The sequence below is a fragment of the Silvimonas amylolytica genome, assembly GCF_014645555.1.
GTDB classification, from domain to species: domain Bacteria; phylum Pseudomonadota; class Gammaproteobacteria; order Burkholderiales; family Chitinibacteraceae; genus Silvimonas; species Silvimonas amylolytica.
Genome location: NZ_BMLY01000004.1, coordinates 350,815 through 369,906 on the forward strand (window position 1 = coordinate 350,815; position 19,092 = coordinate 369,906).

Sequence of the window (19,092 nt, forward strand, 5' to 3'; positions counted from 1 at the left end):
GACCAACGCCTGCATCAGTCACTCCGGTCTTTGCCGGCAATACGGTTTCCGTGTTGCCGGGATGGATTGGGGCCGCCTGACTGTGGGCGCTGCGCCATTGCCACCGCTCTTGTTACATCCGGTTTACTCTCGGAGATTACCGTGTCCAAACGTAGAGTAGTCGTTACCGGCCTCGGTCATGTCTCGCCCGTGGGCAATGACGTGGCAACTGGCTGGGCGAACCTTCTCGCTGGCAAGTCCGGCATTGGCAAGATCACCCGCTTTGATGCGACCGACTATGCCTGCCAGATCGCAGGCGAAGTCAAAGAGTTCGACATCAGCAGTTATATTTCGGCCAAAGACGCACGTCGTATGGATGTTTTCATCCATTACGGTATTGCAGCGGCTTTCCAGGCGATCGCCGATGCTGGCATTGAAGACATTCCCGACCTGGACAAGACCCGCGTTGGCGTGAACATCGGTTCCGGCATTGGCGGTCTGCCTTTGATCGAAGAAACCGGCGCGACGCTGCTGGCTGGCGGCCCGCGCAAGATCGGTCCGTTCTTCATTCCAGGTTCGCTGACCAATTTGATCGCCGGTCACGTGACCATTTACAAGGGCTTTCAAGGTCCTAGCTATGGCATTGTGTCCGCTTGTACTACCGGCGCACACTGCATTGGCGATGCTGCCCGCATGATTCAATACGGCGATGCCGATGTGATGGTCGCTGGCGGCGCAGAAGGCGCGGTCACCGGTCTGGGTATTGGTGGTTTTGCCGCCATGAAGGCGCTGTCTACCCGTAATGATGATCCGGCAGGTGCATCCCGTCCGTGGGACAAGGGGCGTGACGGTTTTGTCATGGGCGAAGGCGCTGGTGTGCTGGTGCTGGAAGACTACGAGCACGCCGTCAAACGTGGCGCAAAGATCTACGCAGAACTGGTTGGTTTTGGCATGAGCTCGGATGCTCACCACATCACAGCCCCCAGTGCAGAAGGTCCGGCGCGCGGTGTGGCCAATGCGCTGCGTGACGCTGGCATTAACCTGGATGAAGTCGACTACGTGAATGCTCACGGCACATCGACCCCGCTGGGTGATGCCAACGAAACCAATGCATTGAAGATTGCTTTCGGCGATCACGCGAAGAAACTGGTGGTGAACTCGACCAAGTCGATGACTGGCCACTTGTTGGGCGGTGCAGGCGGCGTGGAAGCGGTTTACTCGGTCCTCGCGTTGCATAACCAGATTTCCCCACCGACGATCAACCTGGATGACCAGGACATTGAAGGCGGTTGCGATCTCGATTACGTGGCCAATACCGCACGTGAAATGAATATCCGTGTGGCCATTTCCAACTCCTTCGGGTTTGGTGGCACTAACGGCACGCTGGTATTTAAACGCGTCTGATCGCGTGGATGCCAGATCGAAAAGGGCTGCCTTGGGCAGCCCTTTTTATTTGTGGTCGGGATGAGTGATTGTCATGAAGAGGTACGCTGGCAAGCCTGATAAAATCACGCTATGACTTCTGCATTTCATTTTCGCGATTTGACCGATCCGCTCGACCTGGCTGCATTGCATGCGGCCAGCCCGGCACGCTTCCCGTTGTTAATGCAATCTTCCGGCCAGGCAGGGTGGGATATCTTGCTGGCTCTTCCGCAAAGTGGCCGTGTATATCGCCAGGCAGACGGTGCGCAGTTCCTGGCTGATCTGGCTAGCTTGCCTATCCATGCCGGGCAAGGTGGTGATCTACCCTTTACCGGTGGCTGGGGCCTTTACGCCGCGTATGAATTGCTTGAGCAGTTCGAGCCTACAGTGGCGCATCGGGATTGTGGTGACGTTCCTGTCGCGGCGCTGTGGCGCTGCCCGGCGGCGGTATTGCATGACCGGCAGCACCAGCGCTGGCTATTGGTGGCGGAAACAACCGCTGCGCTGGATGAACTGGCCCTGGCTGTCCACAATGCTGTTACGCCGGCTGCGACGCCAGTGATTGTCGATCGCGTGACCGAAGACGATCCACAGGCTTTTCTTGCGGGCGTGCTTGCCAGTAAGCGTTACGTGTATGAGGGCGACGTTTTTCAGGTCAACTTGTCGCGGGCGTGGGACATTCACCTCGCCAGCGGCGGTGCCGGTGATGTGTATGCACACTTGCGTACCGCCAACCCGGCGCCGTTCTCCGCCATCTGCCATCTGGATGGCTACGACATCATCAGCTCCTCACCCGAGCGCCTTGTGAAAGTGCGTGATGGCGTGATTGAAACACGTCCGATTGCCGGCACCCATCCGCGCTCGACCGACCCGGTAGAGGACGAGCGCTCGAAAGCCCAGTTGTTGGCGACGGTAAAAGAGCGGGCCGAGCACATCATGCTGGTCGATCTGGAGCGTAACGATTTAGGGCGGGTGGCAGAGCCGGGTACGGTAGAGGTTGATGAGTTGATGGCCGTCGCCAGCTATGCCTATGTGCATCACATTGAATCCAATGTACGTGCACGCCTGCGTCGCGACGTAAACGCGGCGCAGATCCTCCGTGCCTTGTTCCCTGGCGGCACCATTACGGGCTGCCCCAAAGTGCGCTGCATGCAGATCATTCGTGAACTGGAGCAACGCCCGCGTCATGCTTATACGGGCAGCCTTGGCTATATCGGCATGGATGGCAGCATGGACCTCAATATCCTGATCCGTACTTTCCTGATGCATGACAAACATCTGTACGTGCGCGCCGGCGCCGGCATCGTGGCGGACTCAGACCCGGAGCGTGAACTGCAAGAAACCCGCCACAAAGCACGCGGCCTGTTGCGCGCGCTGGGACTGGAGCAATAAACAGTGCGCTTGATTAACGGCCAGGCCGCCGAGCGGCTGGATTTGTCAGACCGCGCCTTCCAGTTTGGCGATGGCGTTTTTCGCACGTTTTACCAGCGCGATGGCAAGGTTCCTTTCTTGCAGCGTCATTTAGCCAAACTGCGCGCGGATGCGCTTGCGCTGGGTATTACTGCACCGGCAGATGAAGTGTGGCTGGCGGATTTACGCCAGATCGGCAGCCAGAACGCGACGCTCAAACTCATCCTCACCCGTGGCGAAACGCCTCGGGGCTATGTGTATCCGGCTGATCTGCACCCCAACCGTATTGTCCAGTCAGCGCCGCTGCCGACGGCCCGATTGTGGGAAGCGGAGGGCGCTGAGGTCCGGATTTGCGAAACCCGGGCGGGCTGGCAGCCTCGCCTTGCCGGGATCAAACATTTGAACCGGCTGGAAAATGTGTTGGCGCGCGCAGAGTGGCAAGACCCGACCCTGTTTGAAGGGCTTTTGCTTGATCGGGACAACCATGTGATTGAAGGCTGCATGTGCAATGTGTTGATGCTGGAGAACGGTCAGCTGGTCACGCCGCTTCTGGATGGTGCCGGTGTGGCAGGCGTGATGCGCAGCGTCGTGATGAATGCCGCGCAACAACTGGGCTGGTCGGTCGCCGAAGAACGCATTACGCTTCCGCGGCTGCTTGAGGCACAGCGGGTATGGCTCAGCAACAGCTTGATCGGCCTTGTGCCGGTCGGGGCGCTGGCTGGGGTTCGCTGGCCTGTTCATGAGGCGGATGCCGAGCTTTATGCGGCAATCGGAATAATAAACAGTAAGGAAAGTTTCACGCTGTAATCGGCTCCGCAAGGCCCGCCAGGCGAGCCTTGCGTCATGTTTGAGCACTGTCTTGCACCTGGATCGAACGGCCATTCGTCCGTGTAGTCCGTCTGTCTTGCCACGCCGCCAATGGCGCGATGTCTGCGCTATCACTCCATCACAAAGCGCAACGCAATGACGCATTGCCGCGTCGCGATTGCCGCCATAAATCCGTGCCGTTGTCGACCGGGGAAGAGAAAAGCATGCGCGTCGTGCTCGATCACGAGGGCGGGGAGCGGCTATCGCAGTCGCTTTACCGGCACGGCTTGCCAGACGATATTGATACGTCAGGGGCGGGTGAGGGTGCGCTGGTGATCGTTGTGCTGGCGGGGGCGGAGTCGGTCGCCGCCGCGGCCGAACACTGGTTACGTCATCTGCCCTTGCCGGATGCCTTCATCATCGGTTGCACCAGTCATACCCGCAACGCATGCCAGCCAGAAGACTGGTGGCCGGATGGCATCTGCGATCTGGTTACCGCGCAAGATGAAGATGCGTTGCTGGCCGAACTGGCCATGCGGCTGACCCGCCTTGCTGAACTCGAAACGATTCTTGACTCTGAGTGGTTACATGAACGCGCGGTCGGGAGTTCCGCAGTCTGGCGACGGACCTTGCAAACCGTGGCAGAAGTTGGGCGTTTCAGTCATGGCGCATGTTTGTTGCTGGGCGAAAGTGGCTGTGGCAAAGAGTTGCTGGCGCGTCTGGTGCATGACCTTGATCCAGAACGTCGGCGGGGGCCATTCGTCGTCGTCGACTGCACTACGCTCAGCCCGGAACTCTCAGGTAGTGAACTGTTTGGACATGCCCGCGGCGCATTTACCCATGCCCTGAACGCGCGGGATGGCGCGGTAGCGCTGGCTGATGGCGGTACGCTGTTTCTGGATGAAATTGGTGAGCTGGAATTGCCGTTACAGGCACGGCTATTGCGAGTGATTCAGGAGCACACCTACAAGCGGGTTGGGGAGGACAACTGGCGCCAGTCAGACTTCCGTTTGACCTGTGCCACCAACCGTAACCTGGAAGATGATGTACAGAGTGGCCGCTTTCGGGCGGATCTGTTTTTCCGCATTACCCAGTGGACGATCCGTGCGCCGAGTTTGTCTGAACGGCGCGAAGATATCCCCGCCCTGGTCCGGCACTTCCTGGGGCAGAGCGGGCAAAAGGTGCCCTATATCATGCCGGAAGTCATGGCGCGCCTCAAAGCGGCTGATTACCCCGGCAACGTGCGGGAGCTGCGCAATGTGGTGTTGCGCATGTCAGATCGACAGCGTGGATTTGGTGTACTGAGTACGGGGTGCCTGCAAGGCATGATGCCGGGACGCTCCGTGATCAATGCCGAGACCTGGGAGCAAACGCTGGCCAGCGCGGTCGAGGCCGCGCTGGATGCCGGCATGGGTCTGAAAGGCATCGGGCAACTGGCTGAGTCAATGGCCGTGCAGATGGCCGAACGGCGCATGGGGTCGACGGCGCGCGCTGCCGAACTGCTTGGCGTTACACCGCGCGCATTGCAACTGCGTCGACGCGGCCGCCAGCCGGAAGCCGGCCAGTAGGCCGGCCCACCGCCTGCTGCCGGTAGCGCTGCGCGCGCTGTAGCAAGCGCCATGCGTTGCCGCCGGCCATTTGGGCGAATGCGTCCGGTTTTGGCTTGAGCGCGTACACCTTGGCCAGTTCCAGCCCCGGATGCAAAAACACGCCATCCGATCCAAACAGCAATTTGCCGGGCCCGGCCCGGTGAAAGGCTTCATCCAGCAGATCAAAACGGCGAATGCCGGAGGTATCGCTGAACAGGTTGGGGTAGCGCACGATCAGGTCAATCATCCGCCGCTGGGCCGCCCAGTCATCGGCAAAACTGCCCAGGTGCGCAATCACGAATGGCACATCAGGATGCGTCTGCGCCAGCAGTTCAAGCGGGCCGATTTCGCCGGCCGGGTCGTACAGTACCGGCAAGTGCCAGCGCCGGGCCGCATCGCAGATCTGCCGGTTAATGCGGGCGTCATGGTGGTGCACCTTGATGCCACATAGCCCCAGTTCCAGCACGGCTTCTTCAATCATCCGGTGGATGCGTTCCCGATCACGAGAGGCGTGCACCATGGCAAAGCCGAACCAGCGCTGCGGTTCAGAACGCACCAGCGCGGCCACATCGTGATTGCCGCGTCGGTAATCTGACTGGAACACCGGCAGCAGCACCGAACGCGTAATGCCGGCCTCATTGGCACGTGCCACGTACTTTGCCAGGGGGGCGCTGGTGTCCCAGGGGCCGGTCATCCCGTCGCCCTGGCCGGCGTGGACGTGGAAGTCGATGATCATGGCTGGCGTTATCCTTGCCAAAATTCATATTCGCTACCGGGTGCTCTGTACAGGCGATTTTTTTTGGCCTTGAGCTCCGCGGTTTGCCAGGTTTTGAACGGCAGGAGATTGCGAATATCCAGCGGTTTCTTCCCGACCGTCAACGGAGCATTCAGGAGTACATTGGATGGCTCGTACCGTTGCAGAGCACGTACCAGCGCATGTTCTACCGCCGCTTGATGATAGGGGTTGCTTATGAAGGATATGCATGCTTTGAGTGACGTATCTTTGTAGCGTCTGGCATTGGATAGATGAAATCCAACCCGCTCTTTGAGGTCGCTGGATTTCCCAACGTAAAGGGGCTGGATACCACGCCGGATAATGTAAATACCCGCGTTTTTGCTTTGCGCAGTAAGGGCTTCGAGGGTTTTTTCAAGGCTGTTGTAACAAGCCCAATCCAAAGTCAGCGTGGCCGAGCGAGGTGCCGTCTCAAACTCTTCAAGCAATTCAGTTTCAAATTCATTGAGACCGGTATCGAACGCCATCGGACTTGATGCAATCGACAACCCCACCAGCTCCAGGACATCCCGCCGCTGTTGCGCCATCAGGCATGCCTGGCAGCAAGCGCCCTTACTTTGGTAGTGCGCAGTGCCGATGCGCGGATTGCCACCGGTACGCCGGGCGCGGGCGATGATCTGGCGCAGGTCGGTAATGAGCGTATGAGGGGGCGTCCCGGCCGGGTAATGGCGAGCGTCGGCGATCAGGCGTAATAGTCGTCGCAAGCGCCAGGGGGCGAGTTCCAGGGTTTCTCCGTCTGCGGTTTTAAACATGCTCGCGTTCCTCCAGAAAAAGACGTTCACCAGCGGCGTTGTCGCTGACTGCCGGTAACCGTGGCGCCAGTGCCACCATGCTACGCAGTAGCGCCTCGATATCACCGGCAGCGTGGTCGGCCCGCACAATGATGGCGACGGCATAGCGCCCGTCACGCTGGCGCAACAGGGCAGTACGGAAACCACGTTCACGCAGACCACGGTGTAGCGCCTGAGTCCGTGCGGTGGTCGCAAGGCAGAGGTGTTGCATCGGGTGGGTCTGACGCGAGATGCGTAAGTCTGGCAGTGCCGAATGGGCCAGCCGTCGCAAACCCTGTTGCAAATGCCGTAGTGCCTGCCACACGCGCTGGCGCAAACGGGTGCCGTATTTGTGGTTCAGTGCCAGGGCATTCAGGCCGGCGCGCAGGGCGGCTTCGCTAGCGCTGCTGCAATGCGACTGCGTGGGGCCTTCTCGCGCCAGATCACTGATCAGCGCCAGTGGTCCGCACAGCGTGGCCAGCGGCGCACCGAATGCTTTGGACCATGAAGCCAGCAGCAACACGGGCGCGTCTGGCCCCAACCCGGCATGACGCAGGGCGCCGCCGCCACCATGTCCCCATGGCGTGCGCAGCGAGGGGCGTTCACCCAGAATGCCAAGCACCTGACTGTGATCGACCACCACCACGCCGCCGTGTTTGCGCGCCAGCTTTTGATAACGCGCCAGTTGCACCGGCGCGCTTTCGCGCCGGGTGGCGTCGGTGATAATGGCAGGGGGCCGCCCGCCCCAGCGCAAGCGGATCTGCCGTGAGAGATCGGCCAGATCGGCATGACGAAACCATGCCACCGGGACCCCCATGCCCATCACCCGTTCCAGCCCCCAGCGCATGATCGGATAGATAGATTCATCGGCGATCAGCGCATGGGTGCGCCCCAGTTTGTCGAACACATCAATAGCAAGGTGCAAGGTGGAAGGGGCCACCATCCCGGCTTCACATCCCTGCAAGGCCGCCGCTTGTGCCGCCAGAACCCGGGCTAGTGGCGCGACGGCGAGCGAGGCCGGGGTCCCGGTGGTCAGTGCCGGGTAATCCCCCAGTTGTCGCGCCGGATGCACCAGCCCCAGGTACAAAGCAGTAGAGAAGTCGATCATCATGGCGTGCTCCTGGCCTACGCCACGCTGGCTCCCTTGCGCTGTTGCAAGCGTCGCAGCAAGTGAATGCCTGGCACCTGCACATCCACCGGTTCTGCGCTGACATCGATACCCGTGACGGCGCGGTAAGAGTGGATATAAGTCTGGATCTCCGGCCGGAAGAACGTCGCCCAGTTGGCGGCATTGACCGGGTCATTGATCGAGTTCCAGTCGCCCCAGCGGATTGACGACACAATCTGTTCGCCCGTGGTGGCCAGTTGCCAGAACTGATACACATTGGTGTCGCCCCAGCCTTGCAGCTTGCGCATGCTTTCCACCGAGTGCATCCATGGTTCCGGGTACGCCACCATGGCTCGGCGTGGCAGAAACTCGCGGAATTCCGGTCGGGCCAGCAACCATTGCTGCATCATCATTTCCACGCGGGCCGTGGTTGGCAGATCGCGGAACTGGTTATGCGCGCCTTCAGACAAAATCAGATGCACCTCACGCAGGGCGTTCAAGAGCGGGAAGCCGTCAGGGACCACGGTCGTATCATCAGCTTGCCGGAAGAACGGCACGCACAGATTCAACAGCGTGTGAAAGGCTTCAAGGAACTTGCTGCGGTTGTCCGCCGGGCGCGCACTGGGCACGGCTTTGCCGAAAATCTGGAAACCATAGTGATGCCGGTATTCCAGCGCCCGGCGTTCGATCGGCAGGCGGTGTTGTTCGTCCTGCACCCAACCCCAGATCATATTGTTGAGCGGCCGTAGCGGGTCCAGTTCTAGTTGTCCCAGCGGATCATGCGCACCGGACGACACATTCTGGAAGCGCCGCGTGACCGCATTCATGGTCTGTACCAGCTGCATTTCTTCCATCCAGTAACTCCAGATGAGTTCGATCAGTGGCGGGTGCGTGAGCTTGGCAGAGATGTTGTCGTTCCAGTGGCGTAGCCACATGGCGGGCTGCTGGTGACCTTTGGCTTCCAGCTGGAATTGCTGTTCCAGCTTGATTTCCTCATCCTCCAGCGCGCCGGCAATCACGTCGGCGGCATCGGTGCCTTGCAACGCCTGGCCGACGCGCTGCAGATAAGGCAGCGTGGGGGAGTTTGCAGTCCCGAAATACTGCTTGGTCAGACTGGTCGTGTCAGGAGATACAAGATTCAGGCCCAGTCGCTCATTGGCCAGCGCCACAGCGGCAGGGTCATCGGTCAACAGCGTGGCGATGGCCGCTTTGTCTATGGCCCAGGGCGCAACACCACCCCATGTGACCAGGAATGCTTCCGTGGCCACTTTGAGTGCCCGGTAGGCTTCTGTGTCTGTGAACGGCAGAAAGCGTCGGTGGCTAAGTTGCGCCGTGGTGTTGTACAGCGGCGCACCGGGATCGGCGGTCTGGGGCATCGACAGGTCGGGACCCTTGGGGAAAAACAGCAGATCCAGTTGCCGGACGTAGTTATCCCAGCTGAGCGTGTCAGCGTTCAGTTTGATCAGCAGCCACAGCGCAACGTCACCGGTCAGTGGTCGGGTTGTCCGTTGCAGGCTGATGCTGTGTGGCATGTACTTGCCGGGGGCGGCCGGGCCGGAGTTGGCGGCGAGGGTGTCGAAGTTGTGGCCGAAACCGCCTGGTTCACCCGTTTGTTGACCTTGCTGATCTTGTGGAATCCTGGCGACACCCGTCAGATTGATGCTGGCAACAGTTGGAGTTTGTTGATTCGCCAAGGCCATGCCCAGATCAAAAAAGAGCTTCATCTGGATAAGGTCCGCTTTGCTGGAGCGGTCTCCCGGCGCGACCTCCATATACTCTGGACGAAGTACCATGCGCAGTGCTTCGTTGAGCGCATTCATCATCTTTTCCCGATGATTCAGAAATGATGATGGCAATTCCTGATCGTTCTCCACTCTCCCGGGCGTCTTCAACTTGGGTAAGGTAAACGTGATAATGACTTCTGCCTCGACCTCAACAGTTTCGCCATTTACCGGCGTTACATGTCCGGCGGGAATCGTCCTGTCATTGTCGTTCTCCGGGATGAGGTCAGCTTGTCCTTTGCGCTGGTTAAGTTGAGCTTCAATTTTTACGTAGGTTGCGTAGTGGGGTTTAAGCGCATGGACCGGAATCTTGACGTCGTATGTGCCCGGGCTGCGTGGTGTCACGTCGATCTGCACGACATCGTGAAAATCTGCAGTTTCGAATAAATTGGGTTTGGGTTGCGCCATCATCTTTCTCCTTCAGGAGCATTTCATGCAAACGCGGCGGACGCCGCCGCGACGGGTTTACGCTGGTTCAGCACCACGGATAGTTCCTTGCTGCCCGCACGCCATGGCAGGTACCCGGCCAGTGCCCAGCGTTGCAGCAACTCGGCGATCACCTGCAGTTCCTGACTGGCTGGCAGCAAGCCGCTAAAGCGGGCCTGACCCAGTACGGCGAAGGCCAGGGTCGGGGTGTCGGCCAGCATTTGTTGTGGACGGGCTTTCACCTCTTGCCAGCGCCTGAGCAAAGCCTGCGGATGGCGATCGGCCAGTCGCAGCGTGTCACCCAGCCTGTGACCATGCAGGGCAGCGGGCCTTAGCGAGAGCAAAACGCGCACGAACTCATTGATCGACTGATCCAGTCCGGCAAACGCATGCTGCTGGCTGGCGCTCATCTGCCAGCGCGGATATTGCAACTCCCAGATTTGCGCCAGCCGCGCCCACTGCGGATGCGGATACAGCGAGTTACCCATGGCCAGCGACAGCTTCACGCGTATCCACGGCGCCGGGTGCGGGTCGTCCAGATTGATCCGCAATACAAATGCCCGTGGCAGGCTGACTACGCTCATCAAGCCGCAAGTCGCTGCAATGCCCACCCGCGATACCGCCCACAGATCAGCCAGAATCTCACTGATCCACCGATCCCACGCCTGCCAGACCGGTGGAGGTTGTGCAGCGCCAAACCGTTGCTGGAGCGCCCGCTTGAATGCATTGACCAGTTCAAGCAATGCCGCGGCCTGATGTCCGACCTCATGAAACAGTGAGGCCGCGATCCCCGTGCCGACCATGCGCTCGCGCGGCATGCGGATCACAGACACCGGGTTGTTGCCGCCGCCCGGTAGCCGGGTACGTGCCCGCCGGATGGCCCCGCCATGACCGCGCTCTACGTAGCAGATCACCGGCGGCACGTTTTGCAGCACGCCGGGTTGCCGCAACCCATCCTGCGCGGCCACATCCAGCCCGGACAGCCAAACGCCTGTGCCATGCTGGCTGCGCTGGGTGAGTACTTCGGCAAAAATCTCGAAGTGCGTCAGCGCCGCATGGAAATACAACTTGAGCAGGGCGTAGCGGCGCTGGGCTTCGGCGACGTTGCGCGGCGTGGGCGGCATTTGCCGCAAACGGCGCAGGAAGTGCGCAATCCGCAGGCGCAACTGCCGCCGCGCGGCTTGCATATGCTGTTCGATCGCGGCCATGGCTTTGTCACTGACATTGGCCGCAGGCACCATCGGCATCTGCAAGGCGTAGGGCAACTGCGCATCAAGGCGGGCGCGGATGCCGTGCACTTCTTGTTCCAGCAAACGCAAGGCCTGGGTACATGCATCCATTGCGGGCCTCGTTTCAGTAGCCCTGGCGCGGGGGAGCCAGCATCACGATGATGGCTCGGCCATTGCGGGACCGCCGCCAGTAACCCCCATGCGGGATGCCACCGTGGACGGGTGTGCCGCAATTGGGGCAGCCGCTGGTGACCGCTGTCTGGGCCTGAGCCGGACCGCTCTGGCTCTGTGTCGGCCAGGCCGCATTGTCGTAAGTCTGTCCGCCATAACCCGTTGGGTTGGCATAGCCAGTCCCGTAGCCGCTGTTATTGCCGTAACTGTTTCCACCGCCGTAGCCTGCATAGCTCTGGCCGCGATGATGCCGGCGATGAGGTCGCGCAACGCCTGGGGTGGCGGGTCCAAAGATGGGTGTTCCCGCCTGGCGTGCCGCGGCGACACCTTGTCGTGCAATCACGCGCATGGCGGGTAACAGCCCCGGCGCAACCTGGCGAGCGGCTTTCAGGAAGGCGACTTTGGCTGCTTTGGCTGGCGGTACGTGCGGTGGCATGGTGGCGAGGTGGCGCGTGGCATGTTGACCAATACGCACCAGGCGGCGAGCGACTTCAAACTCACGGTCTTCGTTGGAAAGACCTTCCAGTTCCAGGCCCAATGCATTGCCGGCCATGCTGGCCAGCTTGCCCCCAATCATGCCCCCTGCACCCGGGACAATCATGTTCCCCAGCGCACTGCCCACAATGGGCAAGGCGGATTTGGCCGCAGATTTGAGAATGCCGCCCAGGGCTTTGCCCGCAGAGGACTTGGCAAAGTTGGTGGCAACGCGGCCCACAGACTTGATCAGGCCGCCCAGGAACTGTTCCATCTCCTGTTCGTTGTTGACGGCCAGTAATTCTGCGGCCAGTTCAAGTTCTTGCATCTCGCCAGATACTTCGTTTTCGAACTCGTTTTCAAATTCATTTTCGAATTCGTTTTCAAACTCGTTCTCAAATTCGTTCTCGAACTCGGTCTCGAATCCGCTTTCCAGTTCTTGCCCCATCTCGCCGGACAGTTCGGGGGAAAGCTCCTGTTCAAACTCGTTGTAACCAGGGCCCCAACCGCCAGGCCTGGAGGTGCCGATATCGTGCATTTGCCGCTCCTTTACACAGAAATTGGCGGAAGACCGTGCCCCGCACGGTGTTCTTCTGTGCACGATACGTGCCAGCTTTAAGAACGCAGGCCAGTGCCTTGAAAACAAAGGTTTTTGATTTGGAACGGAAAAATCAGGACGCGAATGGGCCTTCGCAGCCTGATATGCCGTCTGGCGGCTGGCGCGAAGATATCTTCGTTTGTAAGTTTTGTGGGGTGGTGCAATGCGGCAAGCGCATCTATGGTTGAAAGCGGTCCGCCGGGTTATGGGAGCCCGGGAGTTCAGAAACCGCATCAGCATCTGTCAGAGCGAACCGGACAAGAAAATGCTGTGCACGCCTGGGGGTGATCAAGTCTGCCCCTGGCTAGAATCTCGCCGTCGCTGTAACAGGACAGCAGGACAAGCGCGCAAATGCAAAAGGCCGCTTTAAGGGCGGCCTTTCAAATAGGGCATCACTGGCGGAGAGGGGGGGATTCGAACCCCCGGTAGGCTTGCACCTACGCCTGATTTCGAGTCAGGTACATTCAACCACTCTGCCACCTCTCCGCAGCAAGGAAGCGGATTCTAGCCGGTTTCATGGGTGCTGCCAAGTCTTTACATTTGTGCTGACACAACAAAATTGGCAGAATGCCGGTTCCTCAACGATCTGGAGTCGCATGAAACGCTGGTTGATCTCTATGGCCGTAGTGGCATTGGTGGGGTGTGGAGGCATGAACGACAAGGCTTCCGACCAACAACAACACCTGATGTCATGGAAAGATTCGAAAGAGCTTGTTGTGCTGGTCCAGAATGGGCCGACTTCGCTCTATATCGATGCCGAAGGCAACTATGCAGGTTTGGAATACGACCTGGTGACGAAATTTGCCCAATCCAATGGCCTGAAAATCCGGTTTGTAGTGGACAATAGCTACGCGAGTCTGCTGCAAAGGCTTCAACGCAACGAAGCGCATATTGCTGTCGGCCTGCATGCCGACGGTGCGCATCCTGGTCTTGCGTTCGGGCCATCCTATCAATCGGTTTCCCCTGTGCTGGTTTACAACGACAGCATGACCGAAGCTGCCGCCTGGCAGAAGCTCTACAACGGGGAAGCCATCATCAAGACCCTGCCGCAATACGTGCCAACGCTCACCGAACTCAAGGTGCAGCATCCATCTCTGGCATGGCAGGTGGTTCAAGACCAGGACAGCGAAACCCTGATTCAGGGTGTATCAACCGGCGACATGGATTTTGCGCTGGTGGATTCGCACGCCGCAGATGTGGCACAGAACTACTTCCCGCAAGTGGGCATGACCGACACCCTCGGGAAGCCGCAACAACTGGCGTGGGCCAGCAGTGCCAATGACAAAGAACTGGGGGACATGATCCAGAAGTTCTTCGGTCAGGCCATTGCTGATGGCACCCTGCGTCAACTGATGGATCGTTACTACGGCCACGTTAACCGCGTTGACCAGATGGATGCCCAGGCATTCCTGGACAAACGTGAAGATGTGCTGCCGACGTTCCGCAAGTGGTTCCATGAAGCCCAGCAGAAAACCGGGCTGGACTGGCGTCTTGTGGCGGCTCTGTCTTATCAGGAGTCGCACTGGGATCCGGCGGCCGCCTCGCCCACGGGTGTGCGCGGCATCATGATGCTGACCACCGAAACCGCGCAGCGGCTGGGTGTGGACCGGCTCAATCCCTACCAGAGTATTCTGGGCGGCGCGCGGTATATTGCGACGCTGCGGGACTCGCTGGATCAGGCCATTCCTGAGCCGGATCGCACCTTTATGGCGTTGGCTGCATATAACGTCGGCCTTGGGCACTTGCTGGATGCACGTGAACTGGCACGCAAGATGAACAAGAACGCTGATAGCTGGGCAGATGTGAAATCCACGCTGCCACTGCTGCGTCTGCCCAAATATTTTGGTCAGACCAAATTCGGCTTCGCCCGTGGCGGTGAACCGGTGGTGTTCGTGGAAAGCCTGCGTACTTACTATGACGTTCTGGCGCGGTTCGAGCCGCCGATGGGCAACTCGCAACCGACACTGTCCAGCGAGATTGAGGTACGTAACCCGAACAATCTGCCGCTGGAAATCAATAGCGCGTTGCGTCCGGTGCAGGCTGCGGCTTCTATCCCGGCCAATGTGGCGGCAGGCAGTGTCAAACCCGCGCCCATGCGGGTGGCAATGGCCCATCAATAGCGCGTGTTGCAGCGTTTCATGCCGTACAAAAACCCGGCTGGTGTAAACCAGACCGGGTTTTTGTTTGCCCGTCGCCGGGCGCTTTTGGCGGCAAGCGCGCTAGCCGGTACAATGACGCACTTCCCGGCCATTATTCATTGAGAGCCCACTGTGACCGTCCGTACCCGTTTCGCCCCCAGCCCCACCGGTTTGCTGCATATCGGTGGGGTGCGCACTGCGCTGTTTTCCTGGGCTTATGCCCGCAAGCATGCCGGCACCTTTGTGCTGCGGATCGAAGACACCGACCTTGAGCGTTCCACGCCGGAATCGGTGAAAGCCATTCTGGATGGTATGCACTGGGTGGATCTGGATTACGACGAAGGCCCGTTCTACCAGATGCAGCGTATGGATCGCTACAAAGAAGTGATCCAGCAAATGCTGGCTGCTGGCACCGCCTACTACTGCTATTGCAGCAAGGAAGAACTGGAAGCCATGCGCGCTGAACAAGAAGCGCGTGGCGAGAAGCCGCGTTACGACCGTCGCTGGCGTCCGCAGGATGGCAAAACCCTGCCCGCCGTCCCGGCTGATGTGAAACCGGTAGTGCGTTTCATGAACCCGATTGACGGCGTGGTCGCCTGGGACGATCAGGTGAAGGGACGCATCGAGATCAGCAATCACGAACTCGACGATCTGATCATCGCCCGCCCGGATGGCACACCAACCTACAATTTCTGCGTGGTGGTGGATGACTGGGACATGAAGATCACCCACGTCATTCGTGGTGACGACCACGTGAACAACACGCCGCGCCAGATCAACATTTTCAAGGCCCTGGGCGCCACGCTGCCACAGTTTGGTCACCTGCCCATGATCCATAACGATCAAGGCCAGAAGCTCTCGAAGCGCCGTGATGCCGTCAGCGTGGTGGATTACGACCAGGCCGGTTTCCTGCCAGAAGCATTGTTGAACTACCTGGCTCGTCTGGGTTGGGGCCACGGTGACGACGAGTTTTTTACCATGGAACAATTCGTTGAATGGTTTGACCTGAAAGACGTCAGCCCCAGCCCCAGCCGCTTTGATCGCGAAAAGCTGCTGTGGCTGAATGCCCAGCATATCAAGGTTGCCGATACCACGCTGCTGGCTGCCCGTGTGGCGGGTTTCCTGGCAGAGAAGGGCGTCGACACCACCCATGGTCCGGCGCTCGCCGATGTTTGCGCGCTGCTGAAAGACCGTTCGCAAACACTGGTCGAAATGGCTGACCAGGCGGAATACTTCTACCGCCCGCTAACCCCGTCGGCAGAGGTCATTGAAAAACACCTGACGGCAGATGACCTGACCCGTCTGGCCGCCTTTGCCGCTGGCGCTGCTGCCTTGGCGACCTGGGATCAACCGACGCTGGGTCAGTTCATCAAGGACTTCGTCAAAGAACAGGGTGTGAAGATGCCACTGGTGGGCATGCCGGTTCGCGCCAAAGTACTGGGTACCACGCATACGCCATCTGTCGACGCGGTCCTGGCTCTGCTGGGCCGCGAAGAAGTGCTCAAGCGCCTGGCCGCTTGATCTTTGAAATGGCGTGCGGTTTGCTCCGCACGCCATTTTTCCATCCCGTTCCCCGCTTTGTCCCACGTTGCCCACACCATGAACCTTTCGCTCAAACAAAAAGTCGGCCAGCTTTTGATGGTGGGCTTTGACGGCCTGACACCCAATGCCCATATCGAACATATGCTTCGTGAGCGAGAGGTCGGTGGGGTCATCCTGTTCCGGCGCAATGTTGATCAGCCTGCGCAAATTGCTGCGCTGACTCGGCGTTTGCAGGAGATCAACGCAGAACACAGCCATATTCCGTTGATGATCGGTGTGGATCAGGAAGGGGGCATGGTGGCCCGGATTGAAAATGGCGTCACACCGCTCCCGTCCGCACTCGCGTTTCGCGCAGCGGGTTCGGTCGCAGATTGCGAAACGCTGACCCGCTTTGCCAATGAAGAATTGCGGCTCTTGGGTTTCACCGTCAATTTCGTGCCCGATGTTGACGTCAACAACAACCGTCGCAATCCGGTGATTGGTGTGCGTGCATTTGGTGAGACGGTTGATGAGGTCACCACCTGGAGCCTTGCCGCACTACGCGGTGTGCAGGCTGCGGGGATGATTTCTGCGGCCAAGCATTTTCCCGGTCACGGCGATACGGATGTTGATTCGCACCTGGGCCTGCCACGCGTGCCGCATGACCGTACCCGCCTTGATCGCGTTGAACTGGCGCCGTTCCGCGCAGCGATTGCCGCTGGCGTCGATACCATCATGACCTCGCACGTGGTGTTTCCGGCGTTTGAACCAGACCCGCAGACCCCCGCAACGATGTCGCATGCGGTCCTGACCGGTTTGCTGCGCCATGAACTTGGATTCAATGGCGTGGTGTTTACCGACTGCCTGGAAATGGACGCCATTGCCAAAGGCCCGGGTACCGTGGCGGGTGCGGTGGCAGCCTTCAAGGCCGGTGCCGATGTGTTGCTGATTTCTCATACCCAGGCGCGGCAGGAAGGCTTTCTGGACGCACTGACTGATGCGGTGGTACGCGGCGAAGTGAGTGAGTCACGTATTGATGCCTCGCTGGCGCGCATTCTGGCGCTCAAATCCCGACACCCCGTCGCCTGGCGTGATCTACCCCTTGATCCGGCGCCCTTGCTGGCGCAACCGGCCGCGCTGGCATTGTCGCAATCTGTCCATCAACGGGCCGTCACGGTGCAAGGAGAGCTTGTCCCGCTGCAGCCTCAACTGCCGGTATTGTTGATTACGGTGGAAGTGCGTGAGCGGACAGAGATTGATGAAGTCCAGACTCGCCCGGACACCCTCGCGGCGCCCCTGGCTGCCGCCGGACTGGCGGTTGAAGAAGTCCGCGTTCCGTTGGCGGTGACCGAGGCCGATCGCGCACGGGTACTGCAAAAGGCCGCGAGCGCAGAGCAAGTAGTGATGGTGAGCTACAACGCCATTTTGCAGCCCGCGCAGCAGGCGCTGATTGCGGCACTGCCGGCAGAAAAACTGTGGCTGGTGGCCGGGCGTTTACCGTATGACCTTGATCTGGCGCCCGCCGCACAGGGCCGCTTGACCGCTTATGCCAATCGGCCAGCAGCGCTTGCTGCCATCGCCGAACGTTTGCTGGCAGGCTGATGTCTGGTTGCGTCCTGAGCAATATGCCATTTGTATATATGGACGAACGCACTTCGGCTCAGCGCATCACCTCGTTATACTGCAACTTTTTTGCGATTCGCGCGTTAGCCATAACGCCTGTTACAACCAGGAACCGGGCCGGCCGCGGCCGCGCTTTTACCCAACGATTTCGGGAATCTGTATGAAACGAATTCTGGCGCTGTGCCTGAGCGCACTCTTGGTGTCGATGACTGCTTACGCAGAAGATGCACCACTGCCGTTTGATGATCCGTCCTCCGCACCACCGGCTGGCAAGACTCACGCTCCGGCACACTCGGGCACATCTAACTCTACCCATGCCGCAGGCAAGAGCAGCAGCTCGGCGCATGGCAAGCACAAGGCCACCTCGGGCAAGCAGTCTGGCAAGCACACTGGCAAAAGCACGACTGCCAAGGGCAAGACGAGCACCAGCAGCAAGAAGGGCGCTGCGCCGGCCAAAGCCAATAGCAGCAAGAAGAGCCACAAGGCAGCACCGGCAAGCACCAAAAAGCCAGCTGCCAAATCCGGGCATGCCACGAAGTCTGGCAAGAAGCCGGCCGCTACTTCAAGCAAGAAAACGCATCAGTCCAAGACCAAGGGCCACACCAAGTCGGCCTGAAGGGCAGGATGAAAAAAAGGCCGGGTTTACCGGCCTTTTTTTGTACCTTGTGGGGGCAGCGGCCTAGTGGCCTTCACCCTGCAGTTCGCCCGCCTTGATCAGTTGTTCCAGCCAGAACGCGCCAGCGACGGTTTTGCCATCCGTCACACTGCCGTCCAGTATCCCGGCGATCAATTCTGCCTGGTCCTTGATGACCAACTCCAGAAACTCGCCTTCGTCCAGTTGCGCCTTGCCAGACTCCAGACCTTGCGCCAGGAAGATGTGAATCTCTTCAGAGGTGTAACTGATAATGGGGTGCAAAACGCCCAGCTTGCGCCAGTGGCGGGCGGTATAGCCGGTCTCTTCCAGCAGTTCGCGCTTGCCGCAGGTCAACGGATCTTCGTTCGGGTCCAGCTTGCCAGCCGGGAACTCAAGGAACACGCGCTTGAACGGATAGCGGAACTGGCGCTCCATCAGCAGGCGGCCGTCATCCATTACCGGGATCACCATCACCGCGCCTGGATGCTGGATGTACTCGCGCGTTGCGGTGCTGTCATCAGGCAAGCGCACTGTATCGCGGTTGATATGAAGCAATGCGCCATCAAACACGCGTTCGCTGGCAATGCCGGTCTCGATCAGATGCTGGTCGTCTTTCATG

The 19,092-nt window shown here is 59.6% G+C and carries 15 protein-coding genes and 1 tRNA gene; 8 read left to right on the forward strand and 8 right to left on the reverse strand.

The features are described from left to right. The first annotated feature begins 141 nt into the window (after nucleotides 1–141). From fabF to IEX44_RS13925, 4 genes are all read left to right on the forward strand, one after another. A complete protein-coding gene (gene fabF, locus IEX44_RS13910) occupies nucleotides 142–1,383 on the forward strand; it encodes a beta-ketoacyl-ACP synthase II (RefSeq protein ID WP_188694912.1) in 1,242 nt (413 codons plus the stop codon). A 111-nt stretch (nucleotides 1,384–1,494) separates the two neighbouring features. Beyond that, a complete protein-coding gene (locus IEX44_RS13915) occupies nucleotides 1,495–2,793 on the forward strand; it encodes an aminodeoxychorismate synthase component I (protein WP_188694914.1) in 1,299 nt (432 codons plus the stop codon). 3 nt (nucleotides 2,794–2,796) lie between these two features. Beyond that, complete coding sequence (gene pabC, locus IEX44_RS13920) at nucleotides 2,797–3,618, forward strand: aminodeoxychorismate lyase (RefSeq protein WP_188694915.1); 822 nt, start codon at nucleotides 2,797–2,799, stop codon at nucleotides 3,616–3,618. Nucleotides 3,619–3,737: 119 nt separating this feature from the next. Next, entirely contained in the window at nucleotides 3,738–5,186 is a 1,449-nt protein-coding gene (locus IEX44_RS13925; protein WP_229679134.1) for a sigma 54-interacting transcriptional regulator, read from the forward strand. Here IEX44_RS13925 and IEX44_RS13930 read toward each other — a convergent pair. The 7 genes from IEX44_RS13930 to IEX44_RS13960 form a co-directional block, all read right to left on the reverse strand. Continuing rightward, nucleotides 5,128–5,943 (reverse strand): amidohydrolase family protein, encoded by an 816-nt coding sequence (locus IEX44_RS13930; RefSeq protein WP_188694917.1) that lies wholly within the window; start codon nucleotides 5,941–5,943, stop codon nucleotides 5,128–5,130. The genes IEX44_RS13925 and IEX44_RS13930 overlap by 59 nt on opposite strands. Before the next feature lie 8 nt (nucleotides 5,944–5,951). Further along, entirely contained in the window at nucleotides 5,952–6,752 is an 801-nt protein-coding gene (locus tag IEX44_RS13935) for a GIY-YIG nuclease family protein (protein WP_188694919.1), read from the reverse strand. Further along, the gene (locus IEX44_RS13940) at nucleotides 6,745–7,881 is read right to left on the reverse strand and encodes an aminotransferase class I/II-fold pyridoxal phosphate-dependent enzyme (RefSeq protein ID WP_229679136.1); all 1,137 of its coding nucleotides are present in this window, start codon (nucleotides 7,879–7,881) and stop codon (nucleotides 6,745–6,747) included. Before IEX44_RS13940 ends, IEX44_RS13935 begins: the two co-directional genes overlap by 8 nt. A gap of 14 nt (nucleotides 7,882–7,895) precedes the next feature. Continuing rightward, nucleotides 7,896–10,067, reverse strand: coding sequence for a hypothetical protein (locus tag IEX44_RS13945; RefSeq protein ID WP_229679138.1), 2,172 nt, complete (start codon nucleotides 10,065–10,067; stop codon nucleotides 7,896–7,898). A 23-nt stretch (nucleotides 10,068–10,090) separates the two neighbouring features. Further along, the gene (locus IEX44_RS13950) at nucleotides 10,091–11,425 is read right to left on the reverse strand and encodes a hypothetical protein (protein WP_188694922.1); all 1,335 of its coding nucleotides are present in this window, start codon (nucleotides 11,423–11,425) and stop codon (nucleotides 10,091–10,093) included. A 13-nt stretch (nucleotides 11,426–11,438) separates the two neighbouring features. Further along, nucleotides 11,439–12,497 (reverse strand): hypothetical protein, encoded by a 1,059-nt coding sequence (locus IEX44_RS13955; protein ID WP_188694925.1) that lies wholly within the window; start codon nucleotides 12,495–12,497, stop codon nucleotides 11,439–11,441. A 456-nt stretch (nucleotides 12,498–12,953) separates the two neighbouring features. Continuing rightward, nucleotides 12,954–13,043 (reverse strand) — tRNA-Ser (locus IEX44_RS13960). Between the two features lie 110 nt (nucleotides 13,044–13,153). Here IEX44_RS13960 and mltF point away from each other — a divergent pair. The 4 genes from mltF to IEX44_RS13980 all read left to right on the forward strand — a co-directional run bounded on the left by mltF (nucleotide 13,154) and on the right by IEX44_RS13980 (nucleotide 18,455). Next, entirely contained in the window at nucleotides 13,154–14,677 is a 1,524-nt protein-coding gene (gene mltF, locus IEX44_RS13965) for a membrane-bound lytic murein transglycosylase MltF (protein WP_188694928.1), read from the forward strand. A 150-nt stretch (nucleotides 14,678–14,827) separates the two neighbouring features. Next, entirely contained in the window at nucleotides 14,828–16,216 is a 1,389-nt protein-coding gene (gltX, locus tag IEX44_RS13970; protein ID WP_188694931.1) for a glutamate--tRNA ligase, read from the forward strand. A 78-nt stretch (nucleotides 16,217–16,294) separates the two neighbouring features. Beyond that, complete coding sequence (gene nagZ, locus IEX44_RS13975) at nucleotides 16,295–17,818, forward strand: beta-N-acetylhexosaminidase (protein ID WP_188694934.1); 1,524 nt, start codon at nucleotides 16,295–16,297, stop codon at nucleotides 17,816–17,818. Between the two features lie 181 nt (nucleotides 17,819–17,999). Then, complete coding sequence (locus IEX44_RS13980; RefSeq protein WP_188694936.1) at nucleotides 18,000–18,455, forward strand: hypothetical protein; 456 nt, start codon at nucleotides 18,000–18,002, stop codon at nucleotides 18,453–18,455. Between the two features lie 63 nt (nucleotides 18,456–18,518). Here the strand turns inward: IEX44_RS13980 and IEX44_RS13985 are convergent, their stop codons facing one another. Next, entirely contained in the window at nucleotides 18,519–19,091 is a 573-nt protein-coding gene (locus tag IEX44_RS13985) for an NUDIX domain-containing protein (RefSeq protein WP_188694939.1), read from the reverse strand. Nucleotide 19,092: the final 1 nt, after the last annotated feature.

What these genes read in the sequence shown, in the direction of transcription:
- IEX44_RS13915 (WP_188694914.1), top strand. Translation starts at nt 1,495, where the DNA reads ATGACTTCTGCATTTCATTTTCGCGATTTGACCGATCCGCTCGACCTG.
- IEX44_RS13925 (WP_229679134.1), top strand. Translation starts at nt 3,738, where the DNA reads ATGTCTGCGCTATCACTCCATCACAAAGCGCAACGCAATGACGCATTG.
- IEX44_RS13930 (WP_188694917.1), bottom strand. Translation starts at nt 5,943, where the DNA reads ATGATCATCGACTTCCACGTCCACGCCGGCCAGGGCGACGGGATGACC.
- IEX44_RS13935 (WP_188694919.1), bottom strand. Translation starts at nt 6,752, where the DNA reads ATGTTTAAAACCGCAGACGGAGAAACCCTGGAACTCGCCCCCTGGCGC.
- IEX44_RS13940 (WP_229679136.1), bottom strand. Translation starts at nt 7,881, where the DNA reads ATGATGATCGACTTCTCTACTGCTTTGTACCTGGGGCTGGTGCATCCG.
- IEX44_RS13945 (WP_229679138.1), bottom strand. Translation starts at nt 10,067, where the DNA reads ATGGCGCAACCCAAACCCAATTTATTCGAAACTGCAGATTTTCACGAT.
- IEX44_RS13950 (WP_188694922.1), bottom strand. Translation starts at nt 11,425, where the DNA reads ATGGATGCATGTACCCAGGCCTTGCGTTTGCTGGAACAAGAAGTGCAC.
- IEX44_RS13955 (WP_188694925.1), bottom strand. Translation starts at nt 12,497, where the DNA reads ATGCACGATATCGGCACCTCCAGGCCTGGCGGTTGGGGCCCTGGTTAC.
- mltF (WP_188694928.1), top strand. Translation starts at nt 13,154, where the DNA reads ATGAAACGCTGGTTGATCTCTATGGCCGTAGTGGCATTGGTGGGGTGT.
- nagZ (WP_188694934.1), top strand. Translation starts at nt 16,295, where the DNA reads ATGAACCTTTCGCTCAAACAAAAAGTCGGCCAGCTTTTGATGGTGGGC.
- IEX44_RS13980 (WP_188694936.1), top strand. Translation starts at nt 18,000, where the DNA reads ATGAAACGAATTCTGGCGCTGTGCCTGAGCGCACTCTTGGTGTCGATG.
- IEX44_RS13985 (WP_188694939.1), bottom strand. Translation starts at nt 19,091, where the DNA reads ATGAAAGACGACCAGCATCTGATCGAGACCGGCATTGCCAGCGAACGC.